This is a genomic window from Streptomyces sp. MB09-02B (assembly GCF_033794485.1).
Lineage (GTDB): Bacteria > Actinomycetota > Actinomycetes > Streptomycetales > Streptomycetaceae > Streptomyces.
The window spans coordinates 1-17,670 of record NZ_JARGEE010000187.1 but is presented as its reverse complement, the minus strand read 5'-3'; the positions used below and the strand labels follow the sequence as shown (position 1 = coordinate 17,670).

Sequence of the window (17,670 nt, the reverse complement as noted above, 5' to 3'; positions counted from 1 at the left end):
CCCCGTGGCCCCGTCGACTCCTCCCGCGTCCCGCGCTATGCCGGACCCGCGACCTACGCCCGGCTGCCGCGCCTGGACGAGGTGGGCCGGGCCGATGTCGCGGTCGTCGGGGTGCCGTTCGACTCGGGGGTCTCGTACCGGCCGGGCGCCCGCTTCGGCGGCAACGCGATCCGTGAGGCGTCCCGGCTGCTGCGCCCCTACAACCCGGCCCAGGACGCCTCCCCGTTCGCCCTCGCCCAGGTCGCGGACGCCGGTGACATCGCCGCCAACCCGTTCAACATCAACGAGGCGGTGGAGACGGTCGAGGCGGCGGCGGACGAGCTGCTCGGGACCGGGGCCCGGCTGATGACCCTCGGCGGCGACCACACCATCGCGCTCCCGCTGCTGCGGTCGGTCGCCAAGAAGCACGGCCCCGTGGCGCTGCTCCACTTCGACGCGCACCTCGACACCTGGGACACGTACTTCGGCGCCGAGTACACGCACGGCACCCCGTTCCGGCGGGCGGTCGAGGAAGGGATCCTGGACACCTCCGCCCTCTCCCACGTGGGCACGCGCGGGCCGCTGTACGGCAAGCAGGACCTCACCGACGACGAGAAGATGGGCTTCGGGATCGTCACGTCGGCGGACGTGATGCGGCGCGGCGTCGACGAGATCGCCGACCAGCTGCGCCAGCGGATCGGGGACCGCCCCCTGTACATCTCCATCGACATCGACTGCCTCGACCCGGCCCACGCGCCCGGCACCGGGACGCCCGAGGCCGGCGGCATGACCTCCCGTGAGCTGCTGGAGATCCTGCGCGGCCTCGCCCCCTGCAACCTGGTCTCCGCCGACGTCGTCGAGGTGGCGCCCGCGTACGATCACGCCGAGATCACCGCGGTGGCCGCCTCGCACACGGCGTACGAACTCACCACGATCATGTCCCGCCAGATCGCCGAGGCGCGTAAGGAGAACGAGGGCCAGTGACCCACGACCACGACCTGGTACTCCGCCCGACGGCCGCCCAGACGGAGGCCGCGCTGAACCCTCCTCCCGGCCGCAGCGGCGGGGACCTGGTCGTGGAGACGCTGGCCGGGCTCGGCGCGACGACGGTCTTCGGGCTGCCCGGCCAGCACGCGCTCGGCATGTTCGACGCGCTGCGGCGGTCGGATCTGCGCTACATCGGCCTACGGGTCGAGAACAACGCCGGCTTCGCGGCGGACGCGTACGGCCGGATCACGGGGGAGGCGGCGCCGCTGCTGCTGTCGACCGGGCCGGGCGCGCTGACGTCGCTGGCCGCGCTCCAGGAGGCGGCGGCGGCCTCCGCGCCCGTCCTGGCGATCAGCAGCCAGGTCCCTACGGCGGGCCTGGGCGGCGGCCGGCACGGCTACCTCCATGAACTGCCGGACCAGTCGGCCTCGTTCCGGGGTGTGGTGAAGTCGGTCCACACCGTCCGCGCCCAGTCCCAGATCCCGTCCGCGATCGAGGCGGCCTGGAAGTCGGCGCTGACCGCCCCGCACGGCCCGGTGTGGGTGGAGATCCCGCAGGACGTGCTGCTCGCCGAGACGTCGGTCCCGGTGGTGACGGGTGGGGACGCCTTCCCCGAGGAGTTGCCGCCGCGTCCCGAACTGACCGCCGTGGCCGCTCACTTGCTGTCGTCCGCCTCCCGCCCGGCGATCATCGCGGGCGGCGGGGTCGTCCGGGCGGACGCCTCCGGCAAGCTGCGGCAGCTGGCGGAGCGGCTGTCGGCGCCGGTCGTGACGACGTACGGAGGGAAGGGCGCCTTCCCGTGGACGCATCCGCTGTCGCTGCGGTCCTGGCTGGAGGACCGGCACACGACGGACTTCCTGGAGGACGCGGACGTCCTGCTGGTCGTCGGCTCGGGCCTCGGTGAACTCTCCTCCAACTACCACACGTTCAGGCCCCGGGGCCGGGTGATCCAGATCGAGGCGGACCTCGGGAAGCTGGAGTCCAACCACCCCGCGCTGGGCATCCACGCGGACGCGCGCCTGGCGCTCCAGGCCCTGCTGGAGACGATCGAGGGCATCCGGGAGGACGTGTCCGCCCCCGGCCGGGTCCGTGAGGTGCTCGACCGTGTCCGCACGCGCATCGACTCCCAGGAACTCACCCTGGAACAGGACCTGTTGGCGTCCATCCGCCGGGCCCTGCCGTCCCGGGCCTCCTCCTTCTGGGACATGACGATCCTGTCCTACTGGGCATGGTCGGCGTTCGACCCCGAGCACCCCAACACGATGCACTCCGCGCAGGGTTCCGGCGGCCTCGGCTACGCGTTCCCGGCGGCCCTCGGCGCGGCGGTGGCCGACCCCACCCAGCCGGTGCTGGCCGTCTCCGGTGACGGCGGCGCGCTGTACTCGATCGCGGAACTGGCCACGGCCCGGCAGCACGACCTCGACGTCACCTGGCTGATCGTGGACGACGGCGGGTACGGCATCCTGCGTGAGTACATGACGGACGCGTTCGGCGAGACCGCCGGCACGGAGCTGACCCGTCCGGACTTCGTGGCCCTGGCCGAGTCCTTCGGCGTCCCGGCCACCCGGACCTCCCCCGAGACCCTCACGGCCGACCTCACCAAGTCCCTTGCCGCGTCGGGTCCTTCGGTGGTCGTCCTGCCGGCGGTGCTACGGATGTTCGCACCGACGCACCTCTGACGCGGGGCGCACGAGAAGGGGTGCGGTCGTCGGGTTCGTGATCGGGGGAAGCCAGTGGAGGCGTGGGCCGTTCGGCTGGACTCGTCTGTGCGCTTCACGGCGTACGTCCTACGGGGGGACGCGGAGGTCTCCGCGAGAACCTGGGTCTGCCTCAGGGCGGCCGATTCGCTTCCGCCTGCCTCTTGGCTCGGTAGTTGGAGTCGCGTCGACGGGGCTGATGTCGATCAGGTGCGTCAACTGCTGCACGTCATCAGGACTTCGATCGGAGAACCGGTCGTGGTCGGCCCGTACGGCCCGATCGTCAAGAACCTGGTCTTCCTCGCCCCATGGGATTCATGGGGTGGGGGCACGCCACGTCCCCTCCTGGGGTTTCGGCCATGGGAAGCCGGGTCCCGGATCCAAGAGACCGATGCCGGTTCCCTCGATTTCTCGAGCGGTGGCGTGACGATCGAGGTCTGACGGTTTCGGGGAGGCGGTCAGGGGCGCAGGCGGGCCGCCAACCCCTCGAAGTAGCTGCGGTGTACGGCGGTCAGGTCCACCTGTTGGGGGTCCAGGAGCCAGAGGAGGTGGGCGCCCTCCAGGAAGGCGGCCACCTCTGTGGCCAGTGTCTCCGGGGTCACGTCCGGGCGGGCCGAGCCGTCCGTTGCCGCGCGGGTGAAGAGGGCCGTCAGGTGGGCGCGGAGGGCTCGGCCCCGGTCGCGGAACCACGTGTGCAGGGCGGTGCCGGGGGTGAGGTTCTCCGCCGTCAAGGTGGTGTGCAGGGCGGTCAGTTCGCGTTCGGCGGCTGCCGTGTGCTCCGCGTCCCGTACGAACCAGTCGAAGGCCTCGGCGAGGGTCGGCTCCGAGGTCGGGGTGGCCGACAGGCGGGCCAGGGCGCGGCGGTCGGCCTCCTCCAGGACCGCCTGGACCAGGCCGTCCTTGCTGCCGAAGTGGTGGATGAGGGCGGACGGGGTGACGCCTGCCTGTTCGGCGATCGCGGCCACGCCGGTGCCTCGTACGCCCTGCCGGGAGAAGAGCGTGATCGCCGCGTCCACCATCGCGCGGCGTCGCTCCACGCCCCGCCTCTGCACCTGTCCCTTGACTCCGGCCATGGGCATCAGGGTGCCGGGCACGGGGGTGGGGCGTCCACTTCGAAAAAGGCGTGCGTGATCTGCGTCGAGTCATTATCTTGAACGACCATGCAGGAAAATAGAGAGAGGGACGGCGTCGTCCTGGTCGGTCGCGAGCGGATCGTTCCCGTGGACGGCATCGAGTTGTGGGCCGAGGAGTTCGGCGGTCCCGAGCACCCGGTCGTGCTGCTGGTGATGGGTGCCCAGGCGCAGGGTGTCCAGTGGAACGACGGGATCGTGCGGCGGCTGGTGGACGGAGGGCGGCGGGTGATCCGGTACGACCACCGGGACACCGGGCGGTCCTCCGTCGTCGACTTCGCCGTGCGGCCCTACACCGTCGCGGACATGGCCTCGGACGCGCTCGCCGTGCTGGACGCGTTCGGCGTGCAGAAGGCGCATCTCGTGGGGGCCTCGCTGGGCGGGATCATCGCGCAGCGGATCGCCGTCACCGATCCGGAGCGGGTGCTGACCCTGACGATCCTGTCGTCGCAGCCGCTCGGTACGGACACGGCGGCCGTGGTGACCCGGGCCATGGCGGGGGAGCCCCCGGCGCCCGGTGAACTGCCGCCGCCCAGCGTCGAGTTGCTGGCGGCGCTCGCTGCCTCCCTCCCCGATCCGGAGGCGGGCCTCGAGGCGCACCTCGCCCTGCGGCTGCCGCTGTGGCGGGTGCTGCACGGGCCGGTGCTGCCGTTCGACGAGGAGGAGTACCGGGCCATGGAGCGGCGGGTGTTCGCGCGGGCGCGTGATCTGGCGGCCGGGTTCAACCACACGCTCGCCGGGGCGGCCGGCGGGGACGACACGGCGGCCCTCGCCTCCGTCACCGCGCCGACGCTCGTCCTGCACGGCACCGAGGACCCGATGTTCCCGCCGGCGCACGCGGAGGCGACCGCCAACGCGGTTCCGGGGGCCCGGCTGGTCATGATCGAGGGGCTGGGGCACAGTCTGCCCAGGGCGACGGACGCCCGCCTCGCCGAGGAGATCCTGCGGCACACGGCCTGACCGGGTCTCGAGGACGGGGCGTGGCGCGCGTACCCGGTGCCGCCGGGCACGCGCGCCGCTACCGGTCTCGGCGCGGACCGAGGTCTTCGGCGCGGACCGAGGTCTTCGGCGCGGAGCGGCGGGCTCAGCGCAGTGCCGCGCCGAACATCGCGTCCGTGGTCGGGCCCGCCACGTCGCCGGGGCCGAAGGCCAGGGCCGACGTGGTGGTCGGGCCGGTGGCCGTGCCGGGGAGGACCCAGACGGCTCCGTTGTCGCTGTTCTCGGCGGGGGCGCCCACGACGAGGTCGGGGTGGCCGTTGCCGTTGAGGTCCAGCAGGGCCGTGGTGGTGCCGAACCTGTCGTCCGCCTCGGCGACCCCGGGGACCCCGGCGGTGTTCTGGTGGAAGACCTTGGTGCCGGCGCCCGTGACACCGGAGGCGGTGCCGGGGACGAGGGCGACGGAGCCGGTGTTCACGATGCCGTCGACGTCCTCGTACGCGATGCCGAGCGCGATGTCGGCGTAACCGTCGCCGGTGACGTCGGCGACCGAGACCGCCGAGCCGACGAGGTCGCCCTCCTCCTGCGCGCCGGGGAAGCCGGGCAGGCTCTGGTCGAAGGTCTGGACGTTCGCCTGAGACGTGCCGGTGGGCGAGCCGTAGGCCACGCGGACCTGGTCGGACCAGCCCTCCGCGCCCACGACCACGTCGTCGTAGCCGTCACCGTTCACGTCGCCGATGCCCGTGCCCGCCGGGTCGCGGCTCGTGTCGTCGCCGGGCGCGAAGCCGCGGGTGAAGCCGGAGGCGCCGCCCAGGAGGAGGCGGTTGCCCCACGTGCCGTCGCCCGTGTAGTGCCACTGGACGATGTCGTCCCGGCCGTCGCCGTTGACGTCGCCGACCTGGCCGGAGACGACCGGGCCGGTGATGGAGGCCGGGCCGTTCTCGCAGCCTCCGCCGGTCGCGCAGGACGCGTCGTCCTCGTCCCAGCCCCACCACAGGGACTTGTCGAGGAGGTTCGGTACGGCGGCGGGCTTGCCCGCGCGGGAGATCGGGCCCTTCCACAGGGCCGCCGGGGCGCCCTCGGGGTCGTCGCCGCCGACGGACTGCGCGGAGAACAGCGCGAGGTCGGTCTTGCCGTCGCCGTCGAAGTCGCCCGCCTGCGGGGCGGCCCCGTACTGGGCGATGCTCGTCCCGCCGGTCAGCCCGGACGCCGAACCCCAGACGATCACCGAGCCCGCCGTACCGCCCGCGATCACCAGGTCGCCGTAGCCGTCGCGGTCCAGGTCGCCCTTGGTGAACGTCGAGCCGAAGCGCTGGTTGGCGGTGGCGGAGCCGGGGACACCGGTCGTCGAGCGACTGATGAGCTTCTTCTTCGTGGGGGAGGCGCCGCTCTTCGAGCCGTAGAGGACGGCCACGTAACCCGCCTTGGCCTTCCCCGAGATCGTGGCGTTCGGGGCGCCCACGACCAGGTCGGCGTACCCGTCGCCGTTGAAGTCGTCCGCCACGCCCACCTTCGCGGGGGCCGCCGAGGCCGGTCCGAGCGACAGGGCGGTCAGCCCTCCGGCCAGCAGGACCACCGCGGCCATGGAGGCGCTCACGCGTGCCGTACGGGTGCTGCGTCGTGCTGCTCGTGCTGGTGACATGCACGTGCCTTTCGGGTCGGTGGGGATCGTGAACCGGCGGGCGGAACCGCCGCATCCGTGTAGTCCGACTCGATCGGGGGTTCATCGGTTGTACGTGCGAATGTCATGGGTGCGTAACTGCCCTACGTCACGTCCGACGGGCCCAGGCGGTGGAAACGGCGCCGACTCGCCGCTGTGAACGCGTGAACCCCCGGCCGCCGGACCGGGGGTTCGATGCGCGTGCCGCGCTACCAGATCGCCTCGACCCACTCCGGGTGGTCGATGAACGGGTTGCGGTTGCCCTGGTAGTCCTCGTAGATGATCTCGTTGCGGCGCTCCTCGAACGAGTCCGGCGGGTCCTCGTCGTTCCAGGCCTTCAGGACGGAGAGCCGGCCGTGGAAGCGGGTGCCGCCGTTGGTGACCAGATCGTTGGGCTCCAGGTTGGGCCGGCCGTCGTCGCCCTCGTAGCGGACGGCCATGTACAGGATCATGCGGGCCACATCGCCCTTGACCGCGTCACGGGGCTCGAAGGAGTTCGAGTCGACGAGGCTGCCACCGCTGTTGGTGAAGCTGCTGCCGCCGTTGTCGAAGTCCAGGTTGCCGCGTCGGGCGTTGACCGCGACGTCCTCGGGGCGCAGGTGGTGCAGGTCGGTGCCGGGGCCGGCGGAGGTGCCGAAGTCGCCGTGCGACTGGGCCCACACGTGCTCGCGGTTCCAGTTGCCGGAGTTGCCGCCGTTGAGGGACTTGCTGCGCGAGATGCCGCTGTAGAGCAGCTTCACGTTGTTGGTGTTGCCGGGGTCCTGGTCGGTGACCTTCAGCGCGTTCCAGACCGCCGAGTACGAGACGGTCGTGTGATCGTCGATGATCGAGTGCAGCGAGGACTTGAGGGCCGTACCGGTCTTGCCGATCGCGCTCGCGTAGTACGTGTCGTCGTACGCGGTCGTCGTCGCCGAGGCGGGGGTGGCGGTGGCCGCCGGGAGGACGATACCGACGAGCACGGCCGACGTCGCGAGAGCGACCGACTTCCAACTGCGTATCCGCGCAGCGGGCATGAGGGGTGTCCCTTCCCAGAGGGCCGCGCGGGACGAGGAGTTGCTTCGGGGAGCCTCGTTCTACGCGGGTTGACTGTGTGGGTAACCGAGAGATTGGCATGGACGGGTCAGTCCATGTGTTACGAAAGGAAGGCGATCCGGTGACGTTTTGAAGAACGAGGCAACCCTCGCCCCCCAACTCCCCTGCCCGCGCCCCGAGTCAAGGGAAGACCCTCATTGACGTGGGGATTCGGCCGTGCTGGGGCCGTACCCCGGTGCACAGAGTTGGCCGGTATCGGGCAACCTTGACAGTCGATCGACAGTCTTCAATAGAGCGATCACGTCAGTCGTGGTCCGGTTCACCCACCCGTCACGCACCCGCGCTCCACCCGCTCGCCCGTCCCCCGCCCACGCAACGGGAAGTCATGCTGCCCACCACGAAGAGACCTGGCCGACCGAACAAGGCATCGGTCGGATAGGTGATATCCATAGCCTCGCGGGCCCTCCCGCGCATACGAAGTGCTTTCGCGTCCACCACATGGCGCCGACCGAGGGCGATTCTGTGGGCCGCGGCCACCGTCGCGGCCGTCGGATTCATTCTCGCGCTGGAGATCGCCGCACGGGGATACGGCCTGCCGGGGCCGATCACCAATCAGGCGCGAGAAGTGGTGTTCGCCCCGAAATCGGGGCCGTTGCTGTACGCCAGCATGGCGTTGACGATGGTGGTGCTCACCTGGCGGCAACGGTTCATCGCACTCGGCGTCGCACTCGGCATCGACCTCGTCTTCTTCCTGGTCCGCTGGGCTCTCGACGCCGAGATGATGTTCGGCAACGGCGCGCTGTGGGTGCTGCTCGGCTGCGCGGTCATCGCCGTCACCCGCCGCACCGGCCGCGAACGGACGCTGCTGCTCAAGGGCGTGGGCCTCGGTCTGCTGCTGGTGGCCGGCCGCAAGACCGGTGACGCCTGGCTGCTGATCACCTCCAAGACCCGCCCGACCGTGCTGGACCCGTACCTGGCGACCGCCGACCACGCGCTCGGCAACCCGTCGTGGGTGGTGGGCCGGATGCTCCGGGCCACCGGCCCGGTCGGCTCCACCCTCCTCGACTGGGTCTACGTCCAGCTCGCGGTGGCCGCGGTCGTCGTCGCGCTCTACCAGCTGCGGCACGTGAGCGTCGAACGCCGCTTCCCGCGCCGCCACCTGGTCCGTACGTTCCTGGTCATCGGCCTCCTCGGGCCGGGCATCTACATGATCTTCCCGGTGGTCGGGCCCGTCTTCGCCTACGGCACGGGCGCCTTCGGCACCGGCGGCGAACCCTGGGCACTGGCCAACCTCTGGCCCGGCACGCCCCCGCCGATCGGCATCCCGCACTCGATGCCGTACGACGACATCACCCCGCGCAACTGCATGCCCAGTCTGCACACGGCGTGGGCCACCGCGATCTTCATCCACTCGCGCCGGGGCCCGCGCGCGCTGCGCTTCGCGGGCACGTTCTGGCTGATCGCCACGCTCACCGCGACGCTGGGATTCGGCTACCACTACGGCGTGGACCTCATCGCCGGCGTCGTCTTCACGCTCACCATCGAGGCGGCGCTGCGCACGATCGACCGGGGCTGGGACCGCTCGGGAATGCGGCTGGTCGCCCACGGCGCCACGGTGTTCGTCGCGCTCCTGCTGGCCTATCGCTATCTGCCGGTGGAAATGGCCCGACACCCGTGGGTGTACGGGCCCCTTCTCCTTCTCGCGATGGCTTCGGTGGTGTACGGCTACTTCCGGCTCGACCGCCGCTGGGAGGCGGAGTCAGGGCATGAATCGGGGCCGGAGTCGGGGCCGGGGCCGGGGCCGGGTGCCTCAGCCCTTGAGCCGCTCCCGCAGTTCGTCGACATCCGTCAGGAACCACGTCTGCCGACCGCGGTTGCACTCACGGACGAAGTCCGTCAGGGCTGAACTGGCCGCCGTGTACCGGGAGATGTCACCGACGACGACGAGCCCGACCCGGTACTGGACGAACTTCTGGATGACGTCGCCCGCGAGGCGGGTGCTCAGCTTGAAGAACCGTCCGTCGAGGCGTTCGACGGGCACGACGGCCCATGCGGCGCCCTGGTACCCGGCGTTCCCGATCAGATCGAGAGCGTCGCTCTCCTGGGCGATCACCTCACCCTCGGGGGCGCACATCAGGACGGGTACGTCGTGGATCGTTTCCAGGGTGGTGGTCATGAGGGCCGAGGCTACGCGAGGAGACGTGGCCGAGTCTCTGACGGACGTCCACCGGGGCCGCGTGAGCGGGGGCGAACGGCTCGGCCGACCTCCGGGACGCCACGTCGGCGGCGTTCACTGCGCGGGGAGGAGCTTCGCGTACTTCGACCTGTACGCCTTCAGGCGCTCGTCGTACGCGTCCGCGAACAGCCGTTGTTCGCGGGGGCTCATGGTGGCGCCGGGCAGCTCCGGCACCGGGAGGAGCTGCGGTATCTCCTGGTAAACCTCGACCGCCGCGCTCCAGCGGTCGGGGGTGAGCTTCCGGGCCCTGAGCAGGTGCTCCGGCAGCGACATCAGCTCCTTGGCCACCGTGTTCCTGGGCACGTCCTTCGACAGGAGTCCCGTCGGCTCGGGCGGTCTCCCCTCGGACGTGGCGAGGAGGCGCAGTGCCCACAACGCGGCGTACAGCTGCCCGGCCTTGGCGTGATCGTCCTGTGTCGTCGCAGACATGTTCTCTCCATGCCCACGGCCTCGCGCCGCTATGAATCCCCGGATCCCCGGTTTTTTGCGAACCCACGTGCAACCATCGCGCATGCGTGCGAGTCGATGGTGGTGAGCCCGCCGGCGGCGGGTTCCAACCACTCAACGGGATGGGAAGCGTTTTATGACTCACCGGATATCGGGGGTATCCCGGGTGTCACGGACGTCCAGACGGGCGCGTGTGCTTGCGGCGGGGATCGGGACGGCGATGGTCGTGACGTCGGGGGCGGTGGCGTTCGCGCCGGCCGCCGCCGCCGCGCCCGCCGTCAGCTGTACGTCGAAGCAGGCCGGGCTGGCCGACAAGCTGAAGAAGGACATCACGGCGGCGCTGGCGAAGCGGAAGGGGACGGTGGCGGTCGGCCTGTACGACCGCGGGACCAACACCACCTGCACGCTGCGCGGGGACACCGCCTTCGACTCGGCCAGCGTCGTGAAGGTGACCGTGCTCGCCGCGCTGCTGTTCGACGCCAAGAAGACGAACCGGTACCTCACCGACCGTGAGACCAAGCTCGCCACCGCCATGATCACCAAGTCGGACAACAACTCCACCAGTGCCCTGTGGAAGCAGCTCGGCGTCAAGAAGATCCAGGCGTTCCTCACGGCCGCCAAGATGACGCAGACCAAGCCGGGCGCGAACAACTACTGGGGCCTCACCCAGATCACCGTCCGCGACGAGCAGCGGCTGCTCGCGCTGCTCACCGCGAAGAACACGGTCCTGAGCGACAACGCGCGCGCGTACGTCCTCAAGCTGATGAACAAGGTCGTCACCGGGCAGCGCTGGGGCACCCCGGCCGGGGCGCCCTCCACTGTCAAGGTGCACGTCAAGAACGGGTGGCTGTCCCGCGCCACGCACGGCTGGCGGGTGCACAGCGTCGGCACCTTCGTGGGCGGTGGACGGGACTACACGATCACGGTCCTCACCCACGGCAACCCCGACATGCAGTACGGGGTGAACACCATCCAGGGCGTCGCCAAGGCCATCCACAAGGATCTCGTGCCTCCGAAGAAGACGGCGTCGGGGGCGACCGTGAGTGTGGAGCGGTACGTGCCCACGGACCGGCCGCAGGAGGCGACGGTTCCGGTTCCGGAGACTGGGGCCGCGCAGTAGCTGAGGGGGGCGGGTTGGTTGTGGGTGCGGGTCCGGTGGGAACTGCGTGAGAAGCCCCACCGGACCCGCACCCGCCAACAAACCCCACCTCCGGCCTCGCCGTCGACCGCGACGGCTCGCTCCTCGCCGTCAGTCCCAGCCCGATCCGCTGCTCGACAACATCGAGGGCATGACCGTCACCGGGGCCGCACGGCCCGGCGGGCGGCTGGAGGTGCTGCTGGTCAGCGACGACAACCAGAACGCCGTCCAGACCAGCCGCTTCTACTCCCTGCGGGTCCGGGTCGCCTGAGCCACGCCCGGACCGCCGTCAACTCCGCTGTTCGCAGCCGCAGTCGGCCGTCGCCCCGTCCTCCAGCAACCCGCTCTTGGCCGTGAGGTAGGCGAGCTGGGCACGGCTGTTGCTGCCGAGCAGGTCACCGACCTTCTTGAGGTGGCTGGCGACGGTACGGGGGCTGATGCCCAGCCGGCTGGCGATGGCGGCGTCGGTGTAGCCGTCGACCATGAGGCGCAGCACATGCAGCCGGGTCTCGTCGGTCAGGAGCGCGGGGCGTTGCTGGTCGTGCTCGTAGACGACCGGCCTCGCCCGCTCCCAGGCGTACTCGAAGGCGGAGACCAGGAAGTGCACGACGCCGGGGTCGGTGACCTTGAGGGCGTGGGTGCCGTGGTCCTTGCCCATGTCGGGGATGAACGCCACGGACCGGTCGCAGATGATCATCCGGTCGAACACCTCGTCCACCGTGCGTACTTCGACGCCGAGGTCGGTGACCTGCTTGATGTAGTCGAGCGTCGGTCCGTGGGCGCGGACGGTGTGCTGGTACAGCGTGCGCTGCTTGACGCCCTTGCGGTGCGCCTCCAGCGTGCGCGGCAGGGCCTTGACCAGCACCTCCTCGGGGCGCCTGCCGCCCGGGTGCGCGGTCAGCAGTTCGGTCCGCGTCCCCCGGATCGCCTCGTCCAGCGCGGCCGTGATCGCGGGAGCGGGCGTCAGCCGCTGGGAGGACTCGCTCTCCTTGCGGCGGGCGGTGCGGTAGACGCTCTCCGCCTGCGACATCGACGCCCGTACGGCGGCCAGGGCCTGCTGCTGTTCCAGGATCAGCCGCTCCCTCGGGTGCGCCAGCGCCGCCGTCGCCACCGAGGGCGGGATCGGCACCAGTGCCTCCGGGTCGTCCACCGCCGGGGCCACGAGCCCGAACGCGCGCACACAGCCGGGCGCGTCGGCGCGCGCGGCCCTTCCCGCCCGCAGCGCGGTGCGATAGAACTCGATGCCCGCACCGCACACCTCCGCGGGGGAGTCGTCGCCCCCGGGTATGTCCGACTCACCGCACATGCCATCCCCCTTCAGAATCCTGCAGTGCACGATCATGACCCCTTCAATCGCTTCCGGCAACCGGCTGACCACGGCATGCTCTTCGTGTGGACACCGGCGAAGAGCCGGGAGTCCGAGAATTCTTCTGGGGGGTACGGGAAATGAAGTACATGCGCAGAATGGCCGGGGCGCTCGCGTTTGTAGCCGCCGCGGTACTGACCCTTTCTGTCGCAGCCGAGACGGCCGAACGCACCACGGTCGCCGCCGCCCAGGCGTCCAACGCCCCGGGCGACCCCGGCTGGCCGTGAGCCGAGGACACCGGTCGCCGCAACGCGCGTAAAGCGCACGCAAACCGCGCGTATAGCGCACGTGGCGATCGCACAGCGCTCATCCGGCGCTCACGCAGCGTTCGCGTGGCGCCGGTGCGCCGAGCTGCCCCTGACGGACCGTCAAGTAGCCTGCTTGCCGTGTGAGTTAGCAAAGCAAGCGGTTGACGGGAAGCCGTCCGGGCGGGTCTGGCCCTGACCAAGGGTCCTGTCGAGATCCCAACGATGTCCGGTGAATTCCGGCTGCCGGTTCACGGTTTCCGGCAGATGTTTCACAGTGAACCAACGAGGGAGTCCAAGGAAATGACCACCGCCATTGCCGCACCGAAGTGCTTGGTGTGCGACACCGAATTCGAGGTCCAGGAGGACTGGGAAAAGGGGGAGATCACCGAGTGCACGGCCTGCGGCCAGGAGCACGAGGTGGTCGAGCGGTCCGCCGCCGGCGCACGGCTGGACCTCGCCCCCGAGGTGGAAGAGGACTGGGGCGAGTGACGACCGCCGATGAGGTCCTGCTCTCGGTGACGATGCTGCGGCCCGAGGAGAAACTCCTCCTCGGGGCGCTGCGGGCCGAGGGGCTGACGGCCCGGCCGTTGCTGATGGAGGATCTGGCGGAGGTCGTGGCGGGCCGCACCGGCGGCCCGCCCGCTCTCGCCGTGATCCGGAACCTGTCCCACCGGGACGCCATCAGTGTCTCCCGGCGGCTGGAGTACGCCGGGGTGACCACCCTCAACCGGTCCTCCGTCATCGAGGCCTGCAACGACAAGGGGCTGCAGTCCCTGCTCTTCGCCCGGCACGGCATCCCGCATCCGGTCACCCGGCATGCCTTCAGCTATGACCAAGTGCGGTCCGCCGTCGGCGAGTTGGGCATGCCGGCCGTCGTCAAACCGGTCAGCGGCTCGTGGGGGCGGGGCGTCACCCGGATGGCCAACGCGGAGTGTGTCGAGGCGTGGGCCGGGGGGCGGGAGTCCGCCGACGCGGGCGGGAAGCTGTTTCCCGTGGTCGTCCAGGAGTACGTCGACAAACCGGGGCACGATCTGCGGGTCGTGGTGGTGGGGCGGACGCCTGTGGTGGCGATCCAGCGGGTGTCGGAGGACTGGCGGACGAACACGCATCTGGGGGCGCGGGTTCAGCGGGTCGAGGTGACCGCCGAGATCGACAAGCTGTGTCAGCAGGTGGTGGATGTGCTGGGGCCCGGGTTCTACGGGGTTGACCTGGTGGAGGACCGGAGGGCGGGGGAGTTGTTGGTCCTCGAGGTCAACGCGAATCCGGAGTTCGCCAAGTCGTCTGCGGAGCATGGGGTGGATGTGGCGGGGTTGTACGCGGCGTATGTGGCTGAGCAGGTGTCGCTGACCGTGGTCGCGGCCTGACGGGGGCGGTTTCTTTTCTCGCCCCCGCCCCGCCCCTACCCGTCCCATCCCGAGGGGCTGCGCCCCTTACCCCCCGCGGTCGGTGGGTTCTTCGGGTGCGGGTGCGTGGGGCTTCTCGCGCAGTTCCCCGCGCCCCTGAAAAGCAGGGGCTGCGCCCCGCGCTTTTCAGGCCCGCAGGGGCCTGGGCCTTTTAGGGGCGCGGGGGCCTGCGCGAGCGGCCCCCACGCACCCGCACCCGCCAACGCACCCGCACCCCCGAGTCAACAGGCTCCCCCCACTCCCCTCTTCACGTAATCGGATCAGAGAGGCCTACGTCCTATGGAACTGTTCGACACCGCCACCGTGCTCACCCGGGTTCTGACCTCGGGTGTGGTGATGAGTATCGAGAAGAGTGACCGGGAGTTGCCCGGTCTGGAACGGCTGTTGACGAAGAAGACGCGGCGGAGCAAAGCCGTGCTGCTCAACAGCCGGACGGGGGCGATACACGCCGCGCTGGCCGGTCAGGGGATCGGTCACGGGGACAGCGTCGCTCTCGCGGAGCCGGACGCGGAGACCGCCTCGTTCCTGGCCTGGCTCGGCGTGCGCGTGACGTCGTACGACGAGCCCGCCGCGTACGACTACCTCGCGCTGGACCCGGCCAACGCCGACCGGCTCGGCGAGTTGGCCGCGGGGACCACCGCGCCGGCACTGGTCGTCGACCTGACCGGCCTCGGCTTCGGCCCGGCCGCCGCCGTGCTCACCGACGACCCGAAGCTCTGGGCCCGCGCCGAGCGGCTGAAGATCTTCGGTGCCTACGACCTGCGCACGATGTGGACGCAGGAGGAGGCCGACGCCGACCTCGTCCCCGGCGTGCAGTTCAACTACCGGCTCAGTCCGCTGGTCGCCGCCTGTGTGCGCATGGCCCTGACCCAGGCCGCACAGAACCAGACGGCTCAGGCCCGGACGGCTCGGACGCAGACCGTACAGACCCGCCCCGCCGCGATCTCCGGAGCGAACCAGTCATGATCACCGATTTCCCCAACTCTCCGCTGCCGCTGCCGAACCCGGCGGACCTCGACGACGAACTCGCCGCCCTGGGCGGCGCCGAGATCATCCCCAAGGCGCTCCGCCGCACGCTCTTCCCCGTCATCACCAAGGAGGACGTGTTCAACCTGATGCTCGCGCAGCGGCAGGCGCCCGAGAAGGTCGTCGCCGACTTCGCCGAGGCCTACCGGGCGTACGTGGGCGCCGGGTTCGCGCTGCCCACCGCCAGCGGCACCTCCAGCCTGCACATGGCGCTCGTCGGCGCCGGGGTGCGGCCCGGTGACGAGGTCGTCGTGCCGGCGTTCACCTTCATCGCCACCGCGCAGGCGGTCGTCGCGGCCCACGCCGTCCCCGTGTTCGTCGACGTCGACCCGGTCACCTACTGCATGGACCCGGCCGCCGCCGCTGCCGCGATCACCGAGCGGACCCGCGCGCTCATGCCCGTACACGTCCACGGGCTGCCCGCCGACGTGCCCGCGCTGCGCGCCCTCGCCGACCGGCACGGCATCGCCCTCGTCGAGGACGCCTCCCACGCCCACTCCGCGAAGATCGGCGACCGGGTCGCCGGCTCGTTCGGGGACGCGGCCGGGCAGAGCCTGATGGCCGACAAGAACTTCCCGCTGGGCGGGGAGGGCGGCATCGCCTTCTTCGCGACCGAGGAGGCGTACGAGCGGGCCGTCTCCTATCTCGCCGAGCACGGCATCGACTACGGGATGTCCTGGGTCGCCGCCGCCTTCGGCAGCAGCCAGCTCAAGCGGCTGCCGTACTACGACGAGATCCGCGCCCGCAACGCGGCCCTGCTCGGGGACGCCCTGCGCGAGACCGGGCTGTTCACGCCGCCGCACGTGCCGGACGGGCACGTCCACGCGTACAACATGTACCGGATCACCCTGCACCCGGAGGCCGTCGGCCTCGACGACCTGCCCGTGCACGCCGTCAAGGAGGCCGTGCACGAACTGCTGGTCGCGGAGGGCGTGCCGGCCCGGGAGTGGCAGAACACGCCCATCCCGTGCCACCTGCCCTTCCGGCACCGGGACGGGTTCGGCAACGGCTACCCCTTCAGCCTCAACCCGGGCGCCGTGCGCGACCACCGGCCCGAGGACTTCCCCGTCACCCTCGGCATGCTCGACTCCACCCTCGTCCTCTGCCGCGAGCTGCGCTCCCCGGTCGAGTACGAGCGGATCCTGCGCTACGCCGACGCCTTCCGCAAGGTCGCCCGCCGCCCCGACGCCGTCCGCAAGCTGGTCGAGGAGCGCGACTACGTGCGGCCGTACGAGAAGGCGGCCCGCCTTGGCTGACATCGGGAACCCGAACCAGAAGATCCGTGTCGCCGTCGTCGGGGCCAGCGGGTACACCGGGGGCGAGGTCATCCGGCTCCTCCTCGAACACCCCCACGTAGAGCTGGCCTTCCTGTCCGCCGAGCGGGCCGCCGGTGCCGCCATCGGCAGTGTGCACCCGTGGCTGCGCAACCACCCGAAGGCGGGCGGGCTGAAGTTCCGGCCGCTGGCCGAGCTGGCGGAGACCGACCCCGTCGACGTGGCCTTCGGCTGTCTGCCCACCGGGGCGCTGCCCGAGCGGCTGCCGCTGATCGCGGCGCACGCCAAGCGGGTGCTGAACCTGGGCGGCGACTTCCGGCTGCGGGCCGAGGACGAGGTGCGGGCGCACTACCCGAAGACGGCCGAGCACCCGCCGCTGGAGGACTTCGCCTACTACGTACCGGAGTTGAGCGACGACGTGCCGCAGGGGCGGTTCGTGAACCTGCCCGGCTGCATGGCCGTCACCACGATCTACGCCCTGTACCCGCTGTTCGCCGGCGCCGAGCCGCTCGCCACCGACCGGGTCGTCGTCGACGCCAAGACCGGTTCGACCGGCGGCGGCCGGGGCAGCAACGAGCCGCCCGCCGAGCGCAGCGGGAACTTCCGGGTGCACAAGCTGTACGGGCACCGGCACGCGCCCGAGGTCCGTCAGGCCATCGCCGACTTCACCGGCGCGGCCGTGGACCTCCGGTTCTCCACGCACAGCCTGGACGTCGCCCGGGGCATCCTCGTCACCGCGTACGCCGAACTCCGGGACGGCGTCACCTCGTTGGACGTCAAGCGGGCCTACGCCAAGGCGTACGTCGGCAAGCCGTTCGTCCGGGTCCGCCCGGCGCCGAAGGCCCCGCAGGACTTCCCGATGCTGAAGGCGGTCGTCGGCTCCAACGTCGCCGAGGTCGCCATCGCCGTGCAGGGCGGCCAGGTCGTCGCCGTCGCCGCCCTCGACAACCTGATCAAGGGCGCGGCGGGCCAGGCCGTCCAGGCGATGAACCTGATCCACGGCTTCGACGAGACCTCCGGCCTGCCGACCACGGCGGTGTCCCCATGACGACCCAGCTGGAACGACCGGTGACGACGACAGCGCGAACCGCCCCGACTCCGGCCCCGACCC

17 protein-coding genes and 1 pseudogene are annotated in these 17,670 nt (G+C 71.0%); 12 read left to right on the top strand and 6 right to left on the bottom strand.

Annotation, left to right across the window (positions count from 1 at the left end; translation table 11 throughout):
* A partial coding sequence (gene speB / locus P1P70_RS24650) for an agmatinase (protein ID WP_319241310.1) occupies positions 1 to 963 on the top strand: 963 nt, incomplete at its 5' end.
* Positions 960 to 2,645 carry a thiamine pyrophosphate-binding protein gene (locus tag P1P70_RS24645; RefSeq protein ID WP_319241308.1) on the top strand — a complete coding sequence of 562 codons (1,686 nt, stop codon included), beginning with the start codon at positions 960 to 962 and terminating at the stop codon, positions 2,643 to 2,645. The genes speB and P1P70_RS24645, both read left to right, overlap by 4 nt.
* A gap of 476 nt (positions 2,646 to 3,121) precedes the next feature.
* Here P1P70_RS24645 and P1P70_RS24640 read toward each other — a convergent pair whose 3' ends face one another.
* On the bottom strand, positions 3,122 to 3,736 hold the full coding sequence (locus tag P1P70_RS24640; RefSeq protein ID WP_319241306.1) for a helix-turn-helix domain-containing protein: 615 nt from the start codon (positions 3,734 to 3,736) through the stop codon (positions 3,122 to 3,124).
* Positions 3,737 to 3,823: 87 nt separating this feature from the next.
* On the opposite strand from P1P70_RS24640, the gene P1P70_RS24635 reads away from it, so the two are divergent.
* The gene (locus P1P70_RS24635; RefSeq protein WP_319241304.1) at positions 3,824 to 4,753 is read left to right on the top strand and encodes an alpha/beta fold hydrolase; all 930 of its coding nucleotides are present in this window, start codon (positions 3,824 to 3,826) and stop codon (positions 4,751 to 4,753) included.
* A gap of 124 nt (positions 4,754 to 4,877) precedes the next feature.
* On the opposite strand, the gene P1P70_RS24630 is transcribed toward P1P70_RS24635, so the two are convergent.
* Both P1P70_RS24630 and P1P70_RS24625 read right to left on the bottom strand, forming a co-directional pair.
* The gene (locus P1P70_RS24630) at positions 4,878 to 6,314 is read right to left on the bottom strand and encodes an FG-GAP-like repeat-containing protein (RefSeq protein WP_413471538.1); all 1,437 of its coding nucleotides are present in this window, start codon (positions 6,312 to 6,314) and stop codon (positions 4,878 to 4,880) included.
* A gap of 284 nt (positions 6,315 to 6,598) precedes the next feature.
* A complete protein-coding gene (locus P1P70_RS24625; RefSeq protein WP_319241300.1) occupies positions 6,599 to 7,402 on the bottom strand; it encodes an endonuclease I family protein in 804 nt (267 codons plus the stop codon).
* A gap of 491 nt (positions 7,403 to 7,893) precedes the next feature.
* Here P1P70_RS24625 and P1P70_RS24620 point away from each other — a divergent pair, with 491 nt between their 5' ends.
* Complete coding sequence (locus tag P1P70_RS24620) at positions 7,894 to 9,327, top strand: phosphatase PAP2 family protein (RefSeq protein ID WP_413471537.1); 1,434 nt, start codon at positions 7,894 to 7,896, stop codon at positions 9,325 to 9,327.
* On the opposite strand, the gene P1P70_RS24615 is transcribed toward P1P70_RS24620, so the two are convergent.
* Both P1P70_RS24615 and P1P70_RS24610 read right to left on the bottom strand, forming a co-directional pair.
* A complete protein-coding gene (locus P1P70_RS24615; protein ID WP_319241299.1) occupies positions 9,232 to 9,597 on the bottom strand; it encodes a DUF4180 domain-containing protein in 366 nt (121 codons plus the stop codon). The genes P1P70_RS24620 and P1P70_RS24615 overlap by 96 nt on opposite strands.
* 114 nt (positions 9,598 to 9,711) lie before the next feature.
* Entirely contained in the window at positions 9,712 to 10,086 is a 375-nt protein-coding gene (locus P1P70_RS24610; protein ID WP_319241297.1) for a hypothetical protein, read from the bottom strand.
* A gap of 238 nt (positions 10,087 to 10,324) precedes the next feature.
* Here P1P70_RS24610 and P1P70_RS24605 point away from each other — a divergent pair, with 238 nt between their 5' ends.
* Entirely contained in the window at positions 10,325 to 11,224 is a 900-nt protein-coding gene (locus P1P70_RS24605) for a serine hydrolase (protein WP_319241295.1), read from the top strand.
* Positions 11,225 to 11,342: 118 nt separating this feature from the next.
* A pseudogene (locus P1P70_RS24600) lies at positions 11,343 to 11,513 on the top strand (esterase-like activity of phytase family protein); the annotation flags it as partial.
* A gap of 18 nt (positions 11,514 to 11,531) precedes the next feature.
* Here P1P70_RS24600 and P1P70_RS24595 read toward each other — a convergent pair.
* Complete coding sequence (locus P1P70_RS24595) at positions 11,532 to 12,548, bottom strand: LuxR C-terminal-related transcriptional regulator (protein WP_319241293.1); 1,017 nt, start codon at positions 12,546 to 12,548, stop codon at positions 11,532 to 11,534.
* 86 nt (positions 12,549 to 12,634) lie between these two features.
* On the opposite strand from P1P70_RS24595, the gene P1P70_RS24590 reads away from it, so the two are divergent.
* From P1P70_RS24590 to argC, 6 genes are all read left to right on the top strand, one after another.
* Complete coding sequence (locus tag P1P70_RS24590) at positions 12,635 to 12,835, top strand: hypothetical protein (RefSeq protein WP_319241291.1); 201 nt, start codon at positions 12,635 to 12,637, stop codon at positions 12,833 to 12,835.
* Between the two features lie 321 nt (positions 12,836 to 13,156).
* Entirely contained in the window at positions 13,157 to 13,345 is a 189-nt protein-coding gene (locus tag P1P70_RS24585) for a lysine biosynthesis protein LysW (protein WP_046703902.1), read from the top strand.
* On the top strand, positions 13,342 to 14,220 hold the full coding sequence (locus tag P1P70_RS24580; protein WP_319241289.1) for a RimK family alpha-L-glutamate ligase: 879 nt from the start codon (positions 13,342 to 13,344) through the stop codon (positions 14,218 to 14,220). The genes P1P70_RS24585 and P1P70_RS24580 overlap by 4 nt, the downstream gene beginning before the upstream one ends.
* A gap of 318 nt (positions 14,221 to 14,538) precedes the next feature.
* Positions 14,539 to 15,225, top strand: coding sequence for a DegT/DnrJ/EryC1/StrS family aminotransferase (locus P1P70_RS24575; protein ID WP_319241287.1), 687 nt, complete (start codon positions 14,539 to 14,541; stop codon positions 15,223 to 15,225).
* A complete protein-coding gene (locus tag P1P70_RS24570; RefSeq protein WP_319241285.1) occupies positions 15,222 to 16,541 on the top strand; it encodes a DegT/DnrJ/EryC1/StrS family aminotransferase in 1,320 nt (439 codons plus the stop codon). Before P1P70_RS24575 ends, P1P70_RS24570 begins: the two co-directional genes overlap by 4 nt.
* Positions 16,534 to 17,607: an N-acetyl-gamma-glutamyl-phosphate reductase gene (argC, locus tag P1P70_RS24565; protein ID WP_319241283.1), complete on the top strand. Its 1,074-nt coding sequence runs from the start codon at positions 16,534 to 16,536 to the stop codon at positions 17,605 to 17,607. The genes P1P70_RS24570 and argC overlap by 8 nt, the downstream gene beginning before the upstream one ends.
* Positions 17,608 to 17,670: the final 63 nt, after the last annotated feature.